Origin of the sequence: Citrobacter sp. RHBSTW-00859 (genome assembly GCF_013729795.1) — a bacterium.
Classification (GTDB): Bacteria; Pseudomonadota; Gammaproteobacteria; order Enterobacterales; family Enterobacteriaceae; genus Citrobacter; species Citrobacter braakii.
This window is the reverse complement of the sequence record NZ_CP056284.1, coordinates 3,763,819-3,781,997: the sequence shown is the minus strand read 5'-3', so window position 1 is coordinate 3,781,997 and position 18,179 is coordinate 3,763,819. Positions and strand designations below refer to the sequence as shown.

Here is an 18,179-nt window from a genome sequence, read left to right as displayed (position 1 = left end):
GCTCCATTACGCCTGGTTTTTGGCTTTTGAACGGGAGGTACGTGATTCACCGATCAGCCAGTCAAAGATGAAAATAATCGCCAGCATCACCACGATTAAAATAGAACCGTAGGCAATCGCCACGCCGTATTCGCCGTCTTCTACGCGGTTCAGGATGTAGGCCGTGGCCACGCGGGTATCCGGCGTGACGAGGAACACAATGGCGCTGACGGTGGTAATGGCGCGCACAAAGCTGTAGATCAGCGCTGAGAGGATCGCCGGGCGCAGCAGCGGCAACAGGATGTGCGTAATGGTGCGCAGGGAACCGGCACGCAGACTGAGCGAGGCTTCATCCAGCGATTTATCGATTTGGCCTAAGCCCGCAATGCCCGCCCGGATACCGACCGGGACGTTACGCATCACCATTGAGATAATCACGATGGCGGCGGTGCCGGTGAGGTATACCGGGGCGCTGTTAAAGGCCAGAATGTACGATACGCCCGCTACGGTGCCCGGAACGGCAAAGCACAGCATTGTGGTGAACTCGATGGTCTTTTTGCCTTTAAACTGCTGACGCACTACTACCCATGCGATCAGCAGGCCGAAGATGGCGGTGATCGGCGCGGCAATCCCGGCGTAGAGCAGGGTGTCGAGCAGTGAAGGCCACGCGCCGTCGCTCATTCCCTGACCGAACAGTTTGGTAAAGTTCGCCAGCGTCAGGGTGTAGTCCACGCCCCAGTTTACGGTGAAACTGCCGTAGAAAATGCTGCCATAGAGCAGGGCGTTAAAGGCAATCCACACCGCCAGCAGCGCGACCACGCTCCATACCAGCGTTACCGGCAGCGGCTGCACGTCGCCCCGATAGGATTTACCGGAAACGGTGACGTACGAGCGTTTACCAATCCACATGTACTGCACGCAGAACACCAGCAGCGAGAACAGCAACAGGAAGGCACCCAGCGTACTGGCGGCCTGGTAGTCGAGCTGGGAACCGGTGATGTAGAAGTAGATTTGCGTTGCCAGCACATCGAAGTTACCGCCAAGCACCAGCGGGTTACTGAAGTCGGCCAGCGACTGCACCACCACAATTAAAAAGGCGTTTGCCAGCGCCGGTTTTAGCAGCGGGACAAACACGCCGTTAAAGGTTTGCCAGCGGCTGGCGCGCAGGGTGTATGACGCCTCCTCCAGCGACGGATGAATGGTTTTGATCGCCCCGTCGAGGATCATAAACGCCATCGGAGTGAAGGCCAGCACCTGCGCCAGCCAGATGCCGGTAAAACCGTACAGCCAGTTGGTGTTGGTCAAACCAAACCATTCGACCATAAATTCGGTGATGTAACCGGAGCGTCCCATCATCAGCGTTACGCCTAAACCCACAACAAACGGCGGGGTGACGATCGGCAGAATCGAGAAAATACGTCCAATAATGGCGCTGCGTTTCGCAATACGGGTGGTGTAGATAGCCAGCACCAGGCCAAAGAAGGTACAGCCGACGCCGACGGCAATCGACAGCATAATCGAGTTGAGGATCACCTGAATGATATGCGCCTGCGACAGCACATTCATAAACGCCAGCGGAGCAAATTCTCCGGCGTCGTTGGTGAACATCGGAATGAAAATAGCGATACTTGGCCAGACGATAAAAATACCGATCAGCGCGACAATCGCGGTGAGCGAGCCGATGACGAAACGGTCGCCGCCCAGCCATTCCAAACGGGTGAGCGCCAGGGTCATGATCGCGCCAAGTGCCACAAACAGCACGATGGTGGCATAGCCTAAGCCGCGTCCCTCAATAGTCGCGCTGGCGACGATAAACGCCATACAGAAAAACGCCCAGCCCGCGTCAAAATAATGGCGGCTGCGCTGTTCGCGTCTGGCTTCATGGAACGGGCGCACCAGCAGCAGGCTTGGCAGCAGATACCAGAGCCAACTGATATTGAACTGTGACCAGCCGTAGGCGGCGAGAATTTCTTCGCGCGTCGATTCCAGCAGACCGTAGTCCAGGCTCCAGCTCGGCAGCAGGGCAAACGCCAGCCAGCCGAGTAAAATCCAAAGAAATATCGCATCCCGTTTTTTCACGGGATGGAGTGCAAGTGTGTGTGACATAGCGGTTCCGGTATTTCAGGCCGGATATGGCGTTGAGGCCGTATCCGGCAAATGAACGCAAATCTGGGGTTATTTACCCATCTTCACTTCGCTGACCCACTTATTGATCAGGGCTTTACGCACGTCGGTCGAGCCGTACTTATCCATGTCGTAATTGATAAGCTTCAGGTCGTCGAGCTTCAGCGAGTTAGGGGACGTCTCGGCGGTGGTGTTGGTCAGGATCTGATAGGATTTACCTTTCTTCCACGCCAGCTCCTGCGCGTCTTTCGACAGTACCCAGTCAACGAACAGTTTGGCGTTATCGAGGTTGCGCGCGCCTTTCAGGATGCTGACACCGCCGATTTCATAACCGGTACCTTCGCACGGTGAGACAAGTTCCAGCGGTGCGCCCTGTTCTTTTTCCAGCGAGTAGTCGTGCAAGAAACCGATGCCGATAGCCGTTTCGCCACGGGCGGCGTTACGCGCCGGGGCAATGCCGGATTTGGTGTACTGGGAGACGTTGGCGTTGAGCTGTTTCAGGTAGTCAAAGGCCTGATCTTCCCCCCACAGTTGGGCAAAGGTCGCCAGTGCGGTATAGGCGGTACCGGAGCTTTGCGGATCAGCAATCTGGATTTCGCCTTTGTATTCCGGTTTGGTCAGATCCTTCCAGCATTTTGGCACCGGTAGGTTTTTCTCTTTCAGGCGCTGGGTATTGACGCCAAAGCCCAGAATACCGACATAAACCGCCGAGGAGAGGTTGCCCTTCACTTTTGCCGGATCGCGGAACTTCTCCATGATTTGTTCGAGGTTTGGTGATTTATACGGCTGCAGCAAGCCCATTTCACCGGCCTGAGACTGTGGATCCAGCGTACCGCCATACCAGACATCCGCTTGCGGGTTTTTCTTCTCGGCATCCACTTTCGCCAGCGTACTGCCTGAGCCGTTGCGAATGAATGAAGTCTTCACATCATATTTTTCACCGAAGGCTTTGGTTTCGGTTTCGCACATTTCGTTGGTGGCGCTGCAATACACCACCAGACGACCCTGCGCCTGAGCTGCACTGCTGAAGGCTGCCAGCGTCAGAGCGGAGGCAATTAGGGTAGAGGTAAGCGTCAGTTTCATTGTTTTATCCTTTGACTGAGAGAAGGGGGAATGCCCGCAATGAGCAATGGCATCAGCAATAAACCCATAAAGACAGCGGCAACCGAGAGCAAACTGAACATTCCCGACCAGCCGTAGTGTTCTATGACCAGCGACAGCGGCCAACCCGCCAGCGCGGCCCCCAGATAGGCGAACAGCCCGAGAAAACCAGTAATTGAACCTGCCGCCGCTTTATGTCCGCATTCCACGGCCGCGAGGCCAATTAGCATCTGTGGGCCAAACACAAAAAAGCCCACGGTAAAGAAACACACTGCCAGTAGCGCGTAGTGGTGCACCGGCGCCAGCCACAGCGCGGCGACGGAGACCATCAGCCCCAGTGTGAATAGCAAAATCATTGGCGCACGCTGACCGCTGAACAGCAGATCCGAACCCCATCCGGCAAACAGCGCCCCCAGCAAGCCGCCGACTTCAAACAGCATTACCGTGGCATTGGCGCTGAGCAGGTTCACACCGTGGCTTTCCGTCAGCCAGATGTTGCCCCAGTCGTTGAGCGCAATGCGGATCAAATAGACCAACACATATGACACGCCGAGTAGCCAGATCATCGGATTCTTCAGCATGGTGGTGCGTAACATTTGCCACAGCCCCATCGGCGGGCTTTGCTGCTCCTGACGCAACTCCAGCGGGTCTTGCCGCCATTCCCCAACCGTGGGTAAGCCTTCTTCCCGGGGCGTGCCTTTCAGTTGCAGGGTGAGCCAGACGCCTAACGCCATGCTGATTATTCCCGGCGCCAGCATGGCTGCCTGCCAGCCCCACCAGTGGGCGGCAAAGGCGCTAATCAGCGGAATGATGGCCCCACCGATGTTGATCGACATATTCCAGCAGCCCCACCAGAAGCCGCGTTCGTTGCGCGAGTACCAGTGGGTCAATAGTCGGGCGCATGGCGGCCAGCCCCAGCCCTGAAAAAATCCGTTCAGCGTCCAGACCACCAGGAGCAGCGTCAGCGATTCACCAAAGGCGAACAGCACGTTTAAAACGCCGGTGGCAAACAGGCCAATGCCCATAAACGCGCGCTGTCCGTGGCTGTCGTGCCATAGCCCGGCGGTGAATTTCGACAAGCCATAGGTCAGATAAAACAGCGATCCCAGCAGGCCGATATCGCCTTTATCCAGACCCAGATCCGTTTGCAGCGCCGGGAGGACGTAGTTAACGCTTTTGCGCGTCAGATAAAACGCGGCGTACCCAATCACCATACACATCAGCAGCCGGGGGCGTAGCGCCCGGTATTGTTGGTCTGTTTCGCGTGATGCACGTGCATGCATGGCAGCCTCCGTTTGTGCTGACTATAGGAAAGTGAAAGCAAAATGGGATGAGATAAAGTCCGCAGTGACTAAGACTTTTTCCTGGTTAACGGCTGATTTGTTGCAAATTTGTGGGCAGGTTAACAATTACCCGCGTGCCGTTGTTCGATTCGAGCGTCAGTTCGCCGCCAAGGGCGCTGACCCGCTCACGCATCCCCTGGATACCGAACCCGGGGATTTTCTCCGCGAGAATACCTACGCCGTTGTCAGCGACGTGCAGAAACACGCGGTGTTCCTGCTGGCGCAGCGTAATCGACACTTCGCTGGCGTCGGCATGTTTACAGACGTTATTGAGCAACTCCTGCAGCAGGCGATACAGTGTGAAACGCACCGTTTCATTTTCTGGCGTATTTTCAAGCTGATAGTCAAACCAACAGCGAATGCCGCGTTCGGCAAAGGCAAATTCATTCACCAGATGATGCAGTGCATCTTTAAAGGCCAGTTCATCGAGCGCGGGCGGTCGTAGCTGGCGCAGCAGTTGGCGGGTGGAGTGGTGAATGCGCCGGGCAAGGTCGTTGATCTGATTTGCCGCTTCAAGCGTTTGCTCGCGACCCGGCGCGCGCTTGACCAGTTGCGACTGAATTTGAATGGCGGTGATGTTCTGACCAATTTCGTCGTGTAGCTCCCGCGCCAGGCTTTTGCGCGTATTTTCCTCGGTGCGGATCAGTTGTTCGGTCAGCGCGCGTCGCGCTGCCAGTTCGGCTTCCAGACGCTGGCGATAATGGTGCAGGTTTTGCGCCAGATGCTGCTGGCGGCTGATAGCGATCCCGAGCCCTATGCCCAGCAGCGCCTGGGTGGCGAGGAAAATCTCCAGCTCCAGTAAATTGCTGAACCCGACGCCGATTTGCCGGGCGATGGTGATCATCATGCTGCCGAGCAGTCCGGACAACACGCCGCCCTGCCAGCCAAATTTCCACGCCATCACCACGTTTGGTAAGAACACTACGATTAGCAGCAGGCGCTCGATCTCAGGTGACAGCACCATCTGGGTACCTATGCCAATAATGAAAAACAGACTGCACCAGATGATAAGCGAGGTACGCAGGGGAGGATTGGTGGTATCCAGTCCGAGCAAATGATAGCGGTGCTGCTGGCGCAGAAATTCATAGATCAGATAGACAAACGGCGTCAGCAGCACGCCGCCGGTAAACGATGCCAGGCCAATTAACGTTGCCGGGCTTTGGATAAACGGTGAAAGCAGGAGGGTATTGAGCAATGACGTGATCGTCACCGCGGCCAGCAGCAACGTTAAGCGCTGCCAGTAAAGGGGGAATCGGTGCCAGTATGACTGGCCGATACTCGCCGGGATCAGGCTAATCAACGGCGCAACTAGCAGGATATAGCCATTCACTAATTGCTCGCTGTGCAGCCAGAACAGCATCAGCACCGGCGGCAGTACCAGCGCGGGCCAGTAACGGCGAGAAAGCAGGATTAGCAGGGCGAGATAGACGCCGTGCGGCAGGAATAGCGCTGCCTGCTGGCCGTTGTGGGTCAGGTAAAACCCCAGCGTCCACAGCATCAGCCAGCCCGATCCCCAGGCCAGCAGAATAAACAGAGAAATAACCCAATGACGAAGGCTGCGTGACATTAATGCCCCGTCAGCAACTGGTGGTCGAGTGCAAAATGCACCAGATCGATGGTGCTGTGGCATTGCAGTTTGCCCAGCACGTTCGCACGATGAACGTGCACCGTTTTATGGCTGAGGTCGAGCTTGAAGGCGATCTCTTTTACGCTGTCGCCTTTGACCAGCAGATCAAACACTTCGCGCTCGCGCGGGGTCAGTACCTCCAGTACCTGCGCGGGCTGTTCGCCGCCGCGTAGCGCCCGTAGCGCGTCGGCGCACAGGTAATGCCCGCCCATACCAACCGAACGTACCGCCTGCACCAGTTCCTCTGGCCCGCAGCGTTTGGTCAGATAACCGCTGGCACCGGCATCCAGTGCGCTTTGCACAAACGTGGGTGAGTCATAGATGCTGAGAATAATGGCGCGAAAACCGGGCTTCTGCGCCCGCAGTCGTTTTAACAGGCTCAGGCCATTTTCATCCGGCATGGCGATATCCATCACCGCAACGTTGACGTCATCATGCAGTAGTGCAGGCCACGCCTGTGCCGCGCTGCTGTACTGGCCAGCAACGTTGAGATCGTCTTCGAGACTGAGTAATTGCGCAAAGCCGGAACGCACCACCACATGGTCATCCACCAGCACAACATGAATCATGATCTTGCTCTCTTGCCTGACAATAGCGTCTATGATGCCTGCCAGCGCCGCGCTGGCAATCCCCGTGGCGCGGATATGTAACGAATGTAACAAAATCGCAATAATTTGCCGGGTGTTGTAGGACGGATAAGCGTTGCGTATCCGGCATTGATTAATGGATGGCGGCGTGAGGGCTGAGAGAATGGCTATTTCATTGGTGGTTGATTCTCCCCTATCGAGGGGGAGAGATTTAAAACTGCCAGGTGAGATCGGCGAGAATTTGCTGGCTGTGATAGCTCTCAGCCGGCGTGTCATACCATTGTTTGCCGAGGGCAAGACCGAGAGTTAATTGATCGGTCAGCGGCTGATTGCGACGCAGGCTGATGCTTTTTAACGTTCCTTTTTTGGTGTCCGGTGACCAGTCATAGGTATAGGCTCCCGTTCCGCGGCTTACCCAGAGCTGCGTATTGCCTTTACCGTTCGGGTCGTTCAGGCGCAGTGAAACGATGTGGCTATAGCTTCCCCCAGCATCTTCAGTATCGTAATGCGTATAACGCCATGAGGTGATAAACGGTCCGGTATACAGAGATATTCCGCCTGAAAAAGCATTGACGTCCGTATCGTCAAAGTAGTTGGCATAGCGATAACCAAAGGTAAATACGGTTTTAGGCAGAACTTTTACGCTGATATCCTGCTGAGCATCGCGTCTGGCAAAAACGGGGGTGTTTTCGGCAATTGCCAGACCCGTTTTTGTTGATAACCACTGATTCCAGTTATACCAAACGGTCGCGCGGCCACGTAACGCGTTCCATGATTCACCGTTGTCGTAATCGCGTCTGCCTTCGGAAATATTGAAAACCGCGGCACCATCGTCAATCTGCGTCTTTAATTCGCTGAACATGACGGTACGGGTACCATGCCCTGCTGAATAATCAGTAAAGTCGTATCCGGCTGTCAGCTTCAGGTCGGTTGCTTCAGCCGGGAGAGAAGCCGTGCCGAGTATCAACGATACAAATAAAGTCCTTTTCATTATTCTTCACCTACGAGACAGGAGATCTCTTGTTTGAGGATATATTTACCTTTTGGCAGGTTTTTCTCGATGGTTATCCGTGGGCCAATTGTGCTTTCAGCTGCGATATATCGGCCTGGTAAAATAATGACCTGAACACCAAGCCGCGCACCGGGACCGATATAACACCCTAATTTTTCGCAGCCTGTATCAATGTCTTCACCGTCCAGCCTGACATGCACGGTTTTACCATCGAGGCGATGATTGCTGGTTCTTACCTGCGCGCCCAGGTATGCGCCTTTGCCAATAACCGAATCAGAAATAAAGCATTGGGGACCGATGGTGGCCGTCGATTCCAATACTGCGTTTTTGATTTCGGTGCCATAGCCAATACGTACTTGATTGCCAATTAAGCAACCAGGTCGAATAAAGGCGTAATTACCAATAATGCAATCGGCCCCAATTACGACAGGCCCCTGAATAACTGCACCATGACAAATTTTACTGCCAGCACCGATCGTCACAGCTCCCGCGCTTTCATCAATAACAACGCCAGGTGCAATGGATACTGACTTATTATTCTGTTCACTAAGCTTTAGATAGTTCTTCACCACCGTGGGTAGCTGTGGGGGGGTTATTGTTTGGCGCATCCACCACCGCGGTATAGCGTGTGGGTTTGTCACGTAGGGGTTCACGTCCAGTAAAAAAGGCAATAAGTCCATATACAATCCAAATTAAATAAGCCAGAAGTACGTAAAAAACAGAAAAAGGCGCAAGGAAAATAAGTTTCCAGCATCGGTGATACCAGGCACTAAATGCTCCAATTGAGCAAACCACTCCAACCCAAATAATGGGAAACAAGGAAAGCACAATCGCATGTGGGCCGATAGTGAGCGTGATGTGCTGCCATGTAATGAGATAGATTGCTACGCCATACAACACGACCAGCACCATTGGGAGTATGCTGAAGATGCCGAATCTGCTGAGGATGAGTGATTTATGCAGACGCATGCAAACGGCATAGCCCACGATCCAGCGCCGCCATCGTTTCCATTCATCGCCCAAGGTATTGCACTCCTGAGGATAAACAATGCAGCGGTTTGCCTGACGGATACAATAACCATTCGCGACCAGGGTCCAGGTCAAATCGAGATCCTCCACCTTGGTACGATCGGAAAAACCAAATTTGCGCAGCACATCAGTACGAAACATGCCGCAGGCTCCGCTAATAATAAAAGGTGCACCGCCGAGCAACTGCTGTAATGTCCGCTTCATGACGATCATCGGAAGTTTTACCGTTGCACGGATATGTGGCAGCAATCCAGCACCAGGGAGATGTGTTGAGGGGATTCCACCAACGGCATCGGCGCCATTTTCTATTTCTGCTAACATGAATCCCATACCGTCACCATCAGGAGGGACATAGGTGTCAGCATCGCTTAAAAAAACCTGCTCACAGGTAGCATAGTTTAATCCATTCATTAAGGCGCCACCTTTCCCGGTATTCTTTTGCGTCACGGTAATCAGGCGTTCTCCCCATTTTTCTTTCACTTTATGCATAATGATTTCGGTATCATCAGTGGAACCATCGTTTACACATATGACTCGATGAAAATAGGGATTTAATAACAAGTTTTCCAGCGATTGTGCCAGGCAAGGACCTTCGTTATAGGCCGGAATAATGGCGTCAATACTGTCGTTACGTAAACTAGGTTTTCGTTTTAAGGTTGTGAGGAACCAAAGTAATATACATAGGCTCATCATAATAAAAAATATTGTTTTCATATAATTAGAGAATCATTTTGTGAACAACAAAACCTTCAGATAATTCACATCCGGCCTGTTGCCCTCGGAATTGAGCTACGGTACGCAGACGTTCTGTACGCATATAATCACGTTGCTGCTGGCTTTGGTGAAATGAAAGCGCACGAAGTTTTTGAATGAAACAGTTTTCACTGACCTTTTCAAAAACTTGGGGAATAAACGTCAGCCAGGTACTGGGGGTTTCATAACCGAGAACCTGGGGAATATTTCGGCAGGCAACGATAGAAGCCTTATGTACCGCGCGATGATCCTGATGCCGGTCAGAATCATGCATAGTATAAGTTCGCACGATGTTGATTTGTTCGGGAATGTGATTTGTGATGACGTCTTCAAGTGATTTGATCATCGTATCAACAAAGTACGGTGTGCGTGTGTCCTCAAAATGAAAATGAAAAATCTGATGGCAGCCTAATGATGTTAATGCCGATTGAGATTCTGCGTGTCGGTCGGCTTTTAAAGCGCATCCTTCAGCCCCTGCGGTCATGACGACGGCAGTAACGTGATAGCCTTCTTTTATTAAGCGGGATAACGAGGCACCACATCCGAGTTCAATATCGTCCGGATGCGCACCGATTGCTAATATCCCTTTTTGGTATGATGTAACCATGAGCAAATCCTTCACATTTCTATGAGAGTGTTATCTGGGTGTTCAATGAATATAAACACAATATCTGTTTTGCAGATATTTTAAGCTCTTGTTGGAAAGACAGGATGGATTAGTGTTTGCCGTAATAAAGATATTACAGTGTGTAATTAGATAATGAAGTTATTAAATTGTACTGTAACTATACCTTCAAACAGAAGAATGGAATACATATGTCATTTTGGTATTCATTTACGAATAATTGATATTGATTGTAATGATGAATTTCAGAGGGGATATTACTTTCAGAATGAATCATAAACAGCAAGACGCTGAGCGCTGGTACTCGTTAGAATCTTTAGGCTGGCGATAAAAGGCCGGATGGTTTACGCCACCCGGCATGGAACAATAAAGTTAGCGCAGGATTTTTTTCTCAGCCAGATCCAGTGCGAAGTAGCTGAAGATCAGATCCGCGCCAGCGCGTTTGATCGAGCCTAAGCTTTCCAGCACCACTTTCTCTTCATCTATGGCACCCGCGAGGGCTGCAAACTTGATCATCGCGTATTCACCGCTGACCTGATAAGCGCCAATCGGCAGCTCGGTGCGCTCGCGGATATCGCGCAGAATATCGAGGTATGCGCCAGCCGGTTTGACCATCAGGCAGTCTGCGCCCTGGGCTTCATCCAGCAGCGATTCGCGGATCGCTTCCCGACGGTTCATCGGGTTCATCTGATAGGTTTTACGATCGCCCTTCAGCGCAGTACCTGCGGCTTCACGGAATGGGCCATAGAAAGAAGAGGCAAATTTGGTGGAGTAGGACATGATCGCGGTATCGGTAAAGCCCGCGGCATCCAGCGCCTGGCGAATCGCCTGCACCTGGCCGTCCATTGCGGCGGAAGGGGCGATGAAATCTGCGCCCGCAGCGGCGGCAACGACCGCCTGTTTGCCGAGATTGGCAAGGGTTAAATCGTTATCAACGCCGTGCTCGCATAATACGCCGCAGTGACCGTGCGAGGTGTATTCACAGAAGCAGGTGTCGGACATGACGATCATCTCCGGTACGGTCTGCTTACAGATACGCGACATGCGCGCCACCAGACCGTCTTCTTTCCAGGCATCGCTGCCGGTGTCATCGGTGTGATGAGAAATGCCGAAGGTCATGACCGAGCGGATGCCTGCATTAGCAATGCGTTCAATTTCGCGCGCCAGATGCTTCTCTGGAATGCGCATCACGCCGGGCATGGCCTCGATAGCTTTGTAATCGTCGAGTTCTTCTTCAACAAAGATCGGCAACACCAGGTCATTTAAGCTGAGTGTTGTCTCTTCAAACATAGCGCGCAGCGCAGGTGATTTGCGCAGGCGGCGAGGGCGTTGGATTAGGTCTGTCATGGTATGCCTGATGTTTGTGGAATCGAAGGCCGTAGTATACCCGAACCTGAGGGTGGGTGGTTTACGAAAGTTGGCGTTATATCTGGATTTTCCATCGTGGAAGGCTGAGTCATTAGAGCAATTTATTCACATGCATGGCAAGTTATTTATATTCATTATTTTGCTTGTTTCTGTTTTTATTATTTTAAATATCGATGCGTTTATTTGTGTAGGGCTGGTGATAATTCCTCTTTATTTATTGTTTATTTGTTTGGGTGAGTGGTGAGTTATTTATTAATTATATGTTTCAGAGGTGTTTTGTGCGGTATTTCATTGAAAGAATGAGTGTTTTTTCTTTTGTGTCAGATGAGAGGATATTCGTAGTGTTGTCCGGTTTCGGACGACTAGCAAAGAATAATTGAACCTTTACTTTGTGAAACCGCATAATCATCCCCGAGAAACATAAAATGTTTTCTTTGCATTGATAATTGATGGATTAACTATATTACGTCCCTGAGGAGGGATGACAAATGCACACTTGGAAAAAGAAACTAGTAGTCTCACAATTAGCATTAGCCTGTACTTTGGCAATCACTTCTCAGGCGAATGCTTCTACTGATATTTCTGGAACCACATACACAACGTTCACCCATTATAATGACGCATCACATGTTGATGACGTTTACTTCGATGGATATGTCGGTTGGAACAATTACGGCACTGATAGTATTTATAATGGTGATATTTATCCGGTAATCAATAACGCTACTGTCAACGGCGTTATTTCTACTTATTATCTGGATGATGGACTGTCAACTAACGGCAATTATAACAGCCTGACGATTAAAAACAGTACCATTCACGGAATGGTGACATCCGAATGTATGACCACGGATTGTACTAAGGAAGGTGCGAACAAGTCCCTGATATGAGATCATGTTTGTCATCTGGAGCCATGGAACAGGGTTCATCATGAGTCATCAACTTACCTTCGCCGACAGTGAATTCAGCAGTAAGCGCCGTCAGACCAGAAAAGAGATTTTCTTGTCCCGTATGGAGCAGATTCTGCCATGGCAAAACATGGTGGAAGTCATCGAGCCGTTTTACCCCAAGGCTGGTAATGGCCGGCGACCTTATCCGCTGGAAACCATGCTACGCATTCACTGCATGCAGCATTGGTACAACCTGAGCGATGGCGCGATGGAAGATGCTCTGTACGAAATCGCCTCCATGCGTCGGTTTGCCCGGTTATCCCTGGATAGCGCCTTGCCTGACCGCACCACCATCATGAATTTCCGCCACCTGCTGGAGCAGCATCAACTGGCCCGCCAATTGTTCAAGACCATCAATCGCTGGCTGGCCGAAGCAGGCGTCATGATGACTCAAGGCACCTTGGTCGATGCCACCATCATTGAGGCACCCAGCTCGACCAAGAACAAAGAGCAGCAACGCGATCCGGAGATGCATCAGACCAAGAAAGGCAATCAGTGGCACTTTGGCATGAAGGCCCACATTGGTGTCGATGCCAAGAGTGGCCTGACCCACAGCCTAGTCACCACCGCGGCCAACGAGCATGACCTCAATCAGCTGGGTAATCTGCTGCATGGAGAGGAGCAATTTGTCTCAGCCGATGCCGGCTACCAAGGGGCGCCACAGCGCGAGGAGCTGGCCGAGGTGGATGTGGACTGGCTGATCGCCGAGCGCCCCGGCAAGGTAAGAACCTTGAAACAGCATCCACGCAAGAACAAAACGGCCATCAACATCGAATACATGAAAGCCAGCATCCGGGCCAAGGTGGAGCACCCATTTCGCATCATCAAGCGACAGTTCGGCTTCGTGAAAGCCAGATACAAGGGGTTGCTGAAAAACGATAACCAACTGGCGATGTTATTCACGCTGGCCAACCTGTTTCGGGCGGACCAAATGATACGTCAGTGGGAGAGATCTCACTAAAAACTGGGGATAACGCCTTAAATGGCGAAGAAACGGTCTAAATAGGCTGATTCAAGGCATTTACGGGAGAAAAAATCGGCTCAAACATGAAGAAATGAAATGACTGAGTCAGCCGAGAAGAATTTCCCCGCTTATTCGCACCTTCCCTAACCGTACGGGTACCGACTATTACTACGACCGTCTGGCAATGAACGTCATCAATTCCACTATCGATGACAACTACGAACATTATACCTACAACGGTACCTATAATGACGTGGCTGATACGCACGTTGTCGACGTTTATAACCTGGGCACGGCTATCACTTTGGATCAAGAAGTTGATCTGTCTATCTCCAACAACTCTCACGTCGCGGGTATTACCCTGACTCAGGGTTATGAGTGGGAAGATATTGACGATAATACCGTCATCACCGGCGTAAACAGCGGCGAAGTGTTTAACAACACTATCGCTGTTACCGACTCTACCCTGACCTCAGGTTCCTGGTCTGATGAAGGAAGATCCGGCTGGTTTGGTAACACCAGCAATGCGAGCGACTACAACGGTAACGGTTGGAACGCGAATGATATCGCATTGGCGGTTATTGCTAATCCCAATGCAGATAACGCGATGCAGACCACCGCCACGTTTGATAACGCTACGCTGATGGGCGATGTGCTGTTCTCCAGCAACTTTGATGAGAACTTCTTCCCGAACGGTGCTGATACTTACCGCGATACCGATGCCGATCTGGATACCAACGGCTGGGATGGTACTGACCGTCTGGATCTGACCCTGAACCACGGCAGCAAGTGGGTTGGTGCGGCAATGTCCGTCCATCAGGTTGACGTTGATGGTGATGGCGTTTACGAAAGCTATGCTGAGGGTACTGAAGCCACCCCTACGCTGATTGATATCGCTGCCAACAGCCTGTGGCCTTCTTCAACTTACGGTATCGATAGCGACACATCCTCTTATGACGAAAATGGTCATGTGGTTGGCAATACCGTTTATCAGAGCGGTCTGTTCAACGTGACGCTGAACGGCGCTTCCCAGTGGGATACCACCAAAACTTCTCTGATTGACACTTTGAGCATCAACAGCGGTTCCGTTGTCAACGTGGGTGATTCTGCGCTGGTTTCTGACTCCATCACTCTGACCGGTGCTTCTGCACTGAACATCAATGAAGATGGTCGTGTTGCGACTAATACGCTGTCTATTGACAACAGTACCGTAACGATTGCTGATGATGTCTCTGCTGGCTGGAATGTGCTTAATGCCGCGCTGTATGCCAATACCATTAACGTCACCAACAACGGCGTTCTGGATGTGGGCAACAGCACCGGGAACGCGCTGCAGGTTGATACCCTGAATCTGACCAGCTACACCGACGCTTACAACCATGTTAATGCGGGTGTTTTCGACATCAACAGCGCTAACTATGTGTTGAATGCTGACCTGACCAACGATCGTACCAACGATACGCGCCAGGCTAACTACGGTTATGGCGTGATCGCGATGAACTCTGATGGTCATCTGACTATCAACGGTAACGGCGATTCCGACACCTCAGGCGATCAGTCTGAAGTTGATAACTACGGTGATCACGTAGCAGCGGCAACCGGTAACTATAAAGTTCGCATCGATAACGCCACTGGCGCAGGTTCTGTTACCGATTACAAGGGTAACGAGCTGATCTACGTTAACGACAAGAACAGCACCGCAACCTTCTCTGCAGCCAACAAAGCAGACTTGGGTGCTTACACCTATCAGGCTCAGCAGCAGGGTAACACCGTTGTTCTGCAGCAGATGGAGCTGACCGACTACGCGAACATGGCGCTGAGTATTCCGTCTGCCAACACCAATATCTGGAACCTGGAGCAAGACACCGTTGGTACTCGTCTGACTAACGCGCGTCATGGTCTGGTAGATAACGGTGGTGCATGGGTGAGGTACTTCGGCGGCAGCTTCGATGCGGATAACGGCAACATTAACTATGATCAGGATGTTAACGGCATCATGGTCGGTGTTGATTCCAAAATCGATGGTAACAACGCTAAGTGGATTGTCGGTGCTGCGGCAGGCTTCGCGAAAGGTGACATGAGTGATCGTACCGGTCAGGTAGATCAGGATAGCCAGACTGCCTATTTCTACTCTTCTGCTCGTTTTGCGAACAACATCTTTGTTGACAGTAACTTAAGCTACTCCCACTTCAACAACGATCTGTCTGCCAGCATGAGCAACGGTCAGTATGTTGATGGCAGCACCTCTTCTGATGCCTGGGGCTTCGGCTTGAAACTGGGTTATGACCTGAAGCTGGGTGAAGCAGGTTACGTAACCCCTTACGGTAGCGTATCCGGTCTGTTCCAGTCTGGTGATGACTATAAGCTGAGCAACGACATGAAAGTTGACGGTCAGTCTTATGACAGCATGCGTTATGAACTTGGTGTAGATGCGGGTTATACCTTCGCCTACAGCGATGACCAGGCGCTGACCCCGTACTTCAAACTGGCCTACGTTTACGACGACTCTAACAACGATTCTGATGTAAACGGTGATTCTATCGACAACGGCGTAGAAGGTTCTGCGGTACGCGTTGGGCTGGGTACTCAGTTCAGCTTCACCAAGAACTTCAGCGCGTACACCGATGCTAATTACCTCGGTGGCGGTGATGTCGATCAAGACTGGTCTGCAAACGTTGGTGTTAAATATACCTGGTAAAAACTTTCTTGCAGAGAAATAAAAGGTAATTTTATTTAGAAATAATGCCCGTCACGCATTTGACGGGCATTTCTTGCAAGGAATTCGCACATGCTATCTTCAAATAAACCTCTTCTTGAGTTTGGTAAGCTTGATAAATGTTTAGCGAAATATGGTAAGCACTTTGAGTGTGATAACGACAAAGAAATAATTTTTTCCAGCGATATTAATAGTGACGAAACTTTTGTTATTTTAAGTGGTGTTGTTTCCTTACGTAGAGGGGAAAGCGTGCTGGTCGGGATTGCACAGGCGCCTTTTATTATGGGCCTTTCTGATGGTGTGATGAAAACAGATGTACAATACAGATTAATAACCGAAAATAATTGTACGGGATACCACCTGCCTGCTTCGCAAACGATAAATATAATTGAACAATGCCAGCTTTGGCGTGAAGCCTTTTGCTGGTTAGCATGGCAAAATTCCATGTTTGAGTTGCGCGATCTGCAGCTGATCGGCAATAACTCCTACGATCAGATCCGCGCGACACTGATATCCATGATGAAATGGGACGACGTACTGCGTTCGCGTATCGGCGTCATGAACTATATTCACCAACGCACGCGAATTTCACGCTCAGTTGTCGCTGAGGTTCTCGCGGCATTGCGTAAAGGTGGTTATATTGAAATGAATAAAGGCAAACTGGTGAGCATTAACCGTTTGCCTTTTGAGTATTAAGTCAGGATGCAGGAATAACCTGCGGTTTGTTCCCGCTCAGCTCTGCAACCAGATCGTTGATACCGTCGCTCATATTGGTAAAGCGGGTTAGCGGAGAGCGGGTCACCACGATAAATGCCCCGACGTTTTGCTGCGGGATCATCGCCATATAGGTAATGAAGCCGCCGCCACCACCGGTTTTTTGAATAATTCCCGGTCGCCCATTCTTCGGCGCCATATAGACCCAGCCCAAACCCAGCGCATCGGCTCTACCTGGAACATCCATCCCTATCACTTTGGTTAACTGCGTACGCTGATAAATCAGCGTCTGCATACGGTCGGCCTGCTGGCTACGATGGTAAAAATCAGATGAGAGATACTGCTGCATCCAGCGCATCATATCGCCGGGCGTTGAATAAACACCGCCGCTGCCCATCGCCGCCAGGGTATTGTTGCAAGGACTGGCACCTTTTTCCGCGACCATCAGGCGTCTGCATTGATCGGGGGATGGGGTAAAAGTGGTGTCTTTCATCCCCAGCGGACGGGTAATTTTTTCTTCAAACAGCTGTGGATAAGGCTTTCCGGATGCGGTTCCCAGCGCATCGGCCAGCAGGTCAAACGCCAGGTTGGAATAAGAAGCCTGCGAACCCGGTGCGGCTTTAAGCGTGGCGGTTGAGAGATAGCTCCAGCGCTGTTCACGGGTTGGCCAGACAAACACCGGGCGCTTCGCCGCGCCGCCAGGCTGTTCGCGCGGCAGCGCGCTGGTATGCGTCGCCAGATTCACCAGCGTAATCGGCGTGCCCTGATAAGTCGGCACGCGCGCGCCAGGCGGCGCATATTTGCTCAATGGATCGTTGAGTTTAACCGTACCCTGATCGAGTAATTTCACCAGCATTTCGCTGGTCATTAATTTAGTAATAGAGGCAATTCGAATAACGGAATCCAGCTGCGGATGAACGTTATTGCCAGGGCGTGTTTCGCCGAAGCTGCGAAATACGCGCTGGTTACCATCAATCACCACGAGCGCCATCCCCGTAGCACCGCTGCCGTAAAATATATGGTCGGCATAACGATCGACGATATCAGAGGCGAAGACTGGATCGGTTATAGGCTGTGCCGCCTGGACAGATGTCAATGACGCCGCACACAGCGCGGCAGAAAAAAGCAGACTACGTTTCAACGGTGATGTCCATGAGTTAGAGAAAGTGAAAAAGGATGTCGTGCGTATGCGTATTTATACTACTCATCGGCGTATTGCAAAGCGCTTATCAGCCAATGATAGTGTGAAAAACGTAACGATGAGTAAACGCGAGCGTTTCCCGGATT

13 protein-coding genes and 2 pseudogenes are annotated in these 18,179 nt (G+C 51.5%); 4 read left to right on the top strand and 11 right to left on the bottom strand.

Going from position 1 to position 18,179, the window contains the following annotated elements; translation table 11 throughout:
* Positions 1 to 6 precede the first annotated feature (6 nt).
* The 10 genes from HV302_RS18890 to hemB form a co-directional block, all read right to left on the bottom strand.
* Positions 7 to 2,085: an ABC transporter permease gene (locus HV302_RS18890; protein WP_019076131.1), complete on the bottom strand. Its 2,079-nt coding sequence runs from the start codon at positions 2,083 to 2,085 to the stop codon at positions 7 to 9.
* Between the two features lie 69 nt (positions 2,086 to 2,154).
* Positions 2,155 to 3,186: an ABC transporter substrate-binding protein gene (locus tag HV302_RS18885; RefSeq protein ID WP_016151983.1), complete on the bottom strand. Its 1,032-nt coding sequence runs from the start codon at positions 3,184 to 3,186 to the stop codon at positions 2,155 to 2,157.
* Positions 3,183 to 4,487 (bottom strand): MFS transporter family glucose-6-phosphate receptor UhpC, encoded by a 1,305-nt coding sequence (gene uhpC / locus HV302_RS18880; RefSeq protein ID WP_049042254.1) that lies wholly within the window; start codon positions 4,485 to 4,487, stop codon positions 3,183 to 3,185. Before uhpC ends, HV302_RS18885 begins: the two co-directional genes overlap by 4 nt.
* An 85-nt stretch (positions 4,488 to 4,572) precedes the next feature.
* Entirely contained in the window at positions 4,573 to 6,114 is a 1,542-nt protein-coding gene (locus tag HV302_RS18875; protein ID WP_046275611.1) for an MASE1 domain-containing sensor histidine kinase, read from the bottom strand.
* The gene (locus HV302_RS18870) at positions 6,114 to 6,743 is read right to left on the bottom strand and encodes a response regulator transcription factor (protein WP_029139427.1); all 630 of its coding nucleotides are present in this window, start codon (positions 6,741 to 6,743) and stop codon (positions 6,114 to 6,116) included. The genes HV302_RS18875 and HV302_RS18870 overlap by 1 nt, the downstream gene beginning before the upstream one ends.
* 229 nt (positions 6,744 to 6,972) lie before the next feature.
* Positions 6,973 to 7,755: a YaiO family outer membrane beta-barrel protein gene (locus HV302_RS18865; protein ID WP_326928778.1), complete on the bottom strand. Its 783-nt coding sequence runs from the start codon at positions 7,753 to 7,755 to the stop codon at positions 6,973 to 6,975.
* The gene (locus HV302_RS18860) at positions 7,752 to 8,381 is read right to left on the bottom strand and encodes an acetyltransferase (protein ID WP_181626413.1); all 630 of its coding nucleotides are present in this window, start codon (positions 8,379 to 8,381) and stop codon (positions 7,752 to 7,754) included. Before HV302_RS18860 ends, HV302_RS18865 begins: the two co-directional genes overlap by 4 nt.
* Complete coding sequence (locus HV302_RS18855) at positions 8,320 to 9,516, bottom strand: glycosyltransferase (RefSeq protein WP_181626412.1); 1,197 nt, start codon at positions 9,514 to 9,516, stop codon at positions 8,320 to 8,322. Before HV302_RS18855 ends, HV302_RS18860 begins: the two co-directional genes overlap by 62 nt.
* Before the next feature lie 4 nt (positions 9,517 to 9,520).
* Positions 9,521 to 10,162 (bottom strand): PIG-L deacetylase family protein, encoded by a 642-nt coding sequence (locus HV302_RS18850; protein ID WP_016151990.1) that lies wholly within the window; start codon positions 10,160 to 10,162, stop codon positions 9,521 to 9,523.
* A gap of 390 nt (positions 10,163 to 10,552) precedes the next feature.
* Complete coding sequence (gene hemB, locus HV302_RS18845; protein ID WP_016151991.1) at positions 10,553 to 11,527, bottom strand: porphobilinogen synthase; 975 nt, start codon at positions 11,525 to 11,527, stop codon at positions 10,553 to 10,555.
* 509 nt (positions 11,528 to 12,036) lie between these two features.
* On the opposite strand from hemB, the pseudogene HV302_RS18840 reads away from it, so the two are divergent.
* From HV302_RS18840 to iprA, 4 genes and pseudogenes are all read left to right on the top strand, one after another.
* Positions 12,037 to 12,420 (top strand): annotated as a pseudogene (locus tag HV302_RS18840) (autotransporter outer membrane beta-barrel domain-containing protein); the annotation flags it as partial.
* A gap of 58 nt (positions 12,421 to 12,478) precedes the next feature.
* On the top strand, positions 12,479 to 13,459 hold the full coding sequence (locus HV302_RS18835; protein WP_042934497.1) for an IS5-like element IS5 family transposase: 981 nt from the start codon (positions 12,479 to 12,481) through the stop codon (positions 13,457 to 13,459).
* A 160-nt stretch (positions 13,460 to 13,619) separates the two neighbouring features.
* A pseudogene (locus HV302_RS18830) lies at positions 13,620 to 16,160 on the top strand (autotransporter outer membrane beta-barrel domain-containing protein); the annotation flags it as partial.
* Between the two features lie 90 nt (positions 16,161 to 16,250).
* Complete coding sequence (iprA, locus tag HV302_RS18825) at positions 16,251 to 16,874, top strand: hydrogen peroxide resistance inhibitor IprA (RefSeq protein ID WP_047357670.1); 624 nt, start codon at positions 16,251 to 16,253, stop codon at positions 16,872 to 16,874.
* 1 nt (position 16,875) lies between these two features.
* On the opposite strand, the gene ampH is transcribed toward iprA, so the two are convergent.
* Complete coding sequence (ampH, locus tag HV302_RS18820) at positions 16,876 to 18,033, bottom strand: D-alanyl-D-alanine-carboxypeptidase/endopeptidase AmpH (RefSeq protein ID WP_016151995.1); 1,158 nt, start codon at positions 18,031 to 18,033, stop codon at positions 16,876 to 16,878.
* Between the last annotated feature and the right edge of the window lie 146 nt (positions 18,034 to 18,179).

Bases quoted from the DNA above. Each gene is read 5' to 3' on its own strand.
- HV302_RS18890 (WP_019076131.1), bottom strand. From the start codon at position 2,085: ATGTCACACACACTTGCACTCCATCCCGTGAAAAAACGGGATGCGATA.
- HV302_RS18885 (WP_016151983.1), bottom strand. From the start codon at position 3,186: ATGAAACTGACGCTTACCTCTACCCTAATTGCCTCCGCTCTGACGCTG.
- uhpC (WP_049042254.1), bottom strand. From the start codon at position 4,487: ATGCATGCACGTGCATCACGCGAAACAGACCAACAATACCGGGCGCTA.
- HV302_RS18875 (WP_046275611.1), bottom strand. From the start codon at position 6,114: ATGTCACGCAGCCTTCGTCATTGGGTTATTTCTCTGTTTATTCTGCTG.
- HV302_RS18870 (WP_029139427.1), bottom strand. From the start codon at position 6,743: ATGATTCATGTTGTGCTGGTGGATGACCATGTGGTGGTGCGTTCCGGC.
- HV302_RS18860 (WP_181626413.1), bottom strand. From the start codon at position 8,381: ATGCGCCAAACAATAACCCCCCCACAGCTACCCACGGTGGTGAAGAAC.
- HV302_RS18855 (WP_181626412.1), bottom strand. From the start codon at position 9,516: ATGAAAACAATATTTTTTATTATGATGAGCCTATGTATATTACTTTGG.
- HV302_RS18850 (WP_016151990.1), bottom strand. From the start codon at position 10,162: ATGGTTACATCATACCAAAAAGGGATATTAGCAATCGGTGCGCATCCG.
- hemB (WP_016151991.1), bottom strand. From the start codon at position 11,527: ATGACAGACCTAATCCAACGCCCTCGCCGCCTGCGCAAATCACCTGCG.
- HV302_RS18835 (WP_042934497.1), top strand. From the start codon at position 12,479: ATGAGTCATCAACTTACCTTCGCCGACAGTGAATTCAGCAGTAAGCGC.
- iprA (WP_047357670.1), top strand. From the start codon at position 16,251: ATGCTATCTTCAAATAAACCTCTTCTTGAGTTTGGTAAGCTTGATAAA.